The following is a 2,014-nucleotide window of genomic DNA, read 5'->3' as shown; positions in this document are numbered from 1 at the left end:
ATGCGGTCCATCATGCGTGATCTCCCCCGGAGCCCCGGAGCCGGGCGGGCCCGGCCGACAGGCGGCCGTCACCGGTCGGCGGCTGTCATCGACCGGCGGTCGGCACCGGTCGGCCGGCACCTCGGCGGGGCGGTCAGCGCTCGTCGGGCAGGAACATGCTCACGGCCCACGACACGATGGCGATGATCAGCCCGCCGAGCAGTGCGGTGCCGAAGCCCTCCACGTGGAAGCCGACGTCCAGCTTGTCCGCGAACCAGGACGTCAGCATCAGCATCAGCGCGTTGATCACCAGCGCGAACAGACCGAGCGTGAGGATCAGCAGTGGCAGCGACAGCAGTTTCGCGATCGGCTTGACCACCAGGTTCACCAGCCCGAAGATCAGGGCGACGAGGATGAGCGTCAGCGTCTTCCCGCCGGTCTCACCGCCGGTGAGGGTGATGCCGTCCAGCAGCCACACGGCCACCGCGAGGGCGATGGCGTTGGCGATCGTCGTGATCAGGAAAGTCTTCATGAGGGCGATCGTCGCAGAGGATCGCGGGGATCGGGCAGAGGGGCAGAACAAGATGAAAGCTTTCCGGCTGGAAGAGCTGGAAGCGGAACGTGCCGCGAACAACGGCGCCTACCTGCAGTTCCTGCGGGAGCGCAACATGTCCGTGGGCCTGTACGCGCTGGACCGCGGCACCCCGGACCCGCAGTCGCCGCATCAGCAGGACGAGGTGTACTTCGTGGTCAGCGGCCGGGCGTCGCTGACGGTCGGCGAGGAGACCACGCACGTCGCCCGGGGCAGCGTCGTCTACGTGCCCGCCGGGGTGCCGCACAGGTTCCACCAGATCACCGAGGACCTGCGGGTCATGGTGGTGTTCTCTCCCCCGGAGAGCTGAGGGACGACCCCTGGTCCCGTAGGGGTCCGGTCAGGGGCGGACCGGGGACGTCCGGCCTCCCGCACCGCTCCGCCGCCGCATAGCATCGAGGAGAAGATCGCAGCAGGCTGCGCGCGGCACCGCCGCGGCGGCCGGGCGACACCTCATACGGGAAAGCAGGGAATGATCATGGGTACCAAGGACACCGTCTCGGCAATGCCGTCCTGGGCGAAGTGGGTCGCCGTCATCGTGGTCGCACTGGTGGTGTTCAAGGCCGTCAGCTGGATTCTGGCGACGGTGTTCACCGTGCTCTTCAACGTGCTGCTGTTCGCCGCGATCGTCGCCGGACTGGTGTTCGTGGTGCGCAAGTTCATGACGTCCTCCAGCTCCTCCGGCGGATGGTGACGACGCGTCAAGCCCCCCGGAACGGAGCGGCCCCAGGCCCCCCGAACGGTGCGGATCATGCCCCCGCCTGCGCCAACCCCGTTGTCAATCGGGTGACTTTGAAGCAACCGGCATTGTGGTCGCTGGGGAGGTGATGGACGATTCCCCCAGAGCTTCACAGCAGCCGATCAAGGTCGAACTCGAGAGCCGGGGGCAGCGAATGAGCGACAGGGTCCAGGCCAGCGACAAGGTGCAGGCGCACGTCATGATGAGCTTCCTGGCCTCGGAGGAACTCTCCTTCCGCATCCCGGTGGAACTCTTCTACGAAGCGCACGATCCCTACGCGGTCCGGTTCACCTTCACCCTTCCCGGCGACGCGCCGGTCACCTGGATCTTCGGCCGGGAACTGCTGATCGACGGCATCAGCCGCGCCGCCGGCGAAGGCGACGTCCGCATCCGCCCGCTGTCCGACGAGCACCTGGCGGACCTGCTCATCATGTTGCAAGTGGGCACCGAGCAGGCACTGTTCCGGGTCAGCGCCCCACCGATGGTGGCGTTCCTGGACCGCACCGACCGCATCGTGCCGCTGGGCCAGGAACCGGCCGGCGAGGGCATCGACGCCGAACTCGACAAGATCCTCGCCAGCCAGACGCCCTGAGCGCCCCGCGCCCCGCGCCCCTCTCCACGCGCCCCGCGTTACGTTCCCCGCACTGCCGCACTGCCGCACTGCCGCACTGCCGCACTGCCGGCCCGCAGGCGCGCCCGCACCC

General features: G+C 68.4%; 4 protein-coding genes. 3 read left to right on the top strand and 1 reads right to left on the bottom strand.

Going from position 1 to position 2,014, the window contains the following annotated elements; translation table 11 throughout:
• Nucleotides 1–133 precede the first annotated feature (133 nt).
• Nucleotides 134–511 carry a phage holin family protein gene (locus ACYVE9_RS24515; protein ID WP_461030079.1) on the bottom strand — a complete coding sequence of 126 codons (378 nt, stop codon included), beginning with the start codon at nucleotides 509–511 and terminating at the stop codon, nucleotides 134–136.
• Between the two features lie 52 nt (nucleotides 512–563).
• Between ACYVE9_RS24515 and ACYVE9_RS24510 the strand changes: the two genes are divergently transcribed.
• From ACYVE9_RS24510 to ACYVE9_RS24500, 3 genes are all read left to right on the top strand, one after another.
• Nucleotides 564–881, top strand: a complete 318-nt coding sequence (locus ACYVE9_RS24510) for a cupin domain-containing protein (RefSeq protein ID WP_461030078.1) — start codon at nucleotides 564–566, stop codon at nucleotides 879–881.
• 168 nt (nucleotides 882–1,049) lie between these two features.
• Nucleotides 1,050–1,265 carry a DUF5326 family protein gene (locus ACYVE9_RS24505; protein WP_461030077.1) on the top strand — a complete coding sequence of 72 codons (216 nt, stop codon included), beginning with the start codon at nucleotides 1,050–1,052 and terminating at the stop codon, nucleotides 1,263–1,265.
• 199 nt (nucleotides 1,266–1,464) lie between these two features.
• Nucleotides 1,465–1,902, top strand: coding sequence for an SsgA family sporulation/cell division regulator (locus ACYVE9_RS24500; protein ID WP_461030076.1), 438 nt, complete (start codon nucleotides 1,465–1,467; stop codon nucleotides 1,900–1,902).
• Nucleotides 1,903–2,014: the final 112 nt, after the last annotated feature.

This window comes from Streptomyces sparsus (genome assembly GCF_054776295.1).
The sequence above is the reverse complement of the archived record's forward strand: the minus strand, read 5'-3'. Positions and strand labels throughout refer to the sequence as shown.

Bases quoted from the DNA above. Each gene is read 5' to 3' on its own strand.
- ACYVE9_RS24515 (WP_461030079.1), bottom strand. From the start codon at position 511: ATGAAGACTTTCCTGATCACGACGATCGCCAACGCCATCGCCCTCGCG.
- ACYVE9_RS24510 (WP_461030078.1), top strand. From the start codon at position 564: ATGAAAGCTTTCCGGCTGGAAGAGCTGGAAGCGGAACGTGCCGCGAAC.
- ACYVE9_RS24505 (WP_461030077.1), top strand. From the start codon at position 1,050: ATGGGTACCAAGGACACCGTCTCGGCAATGCCGTCCTGGGCGAAGTGG.
- ACYVE9_RS24500 (WP_461030076.1), top strand. From the start codon at position 1,465: ATGAGCGACAGGGTCCAGGCCAGCGACAAGGTGCAGGCGCACGTCATG.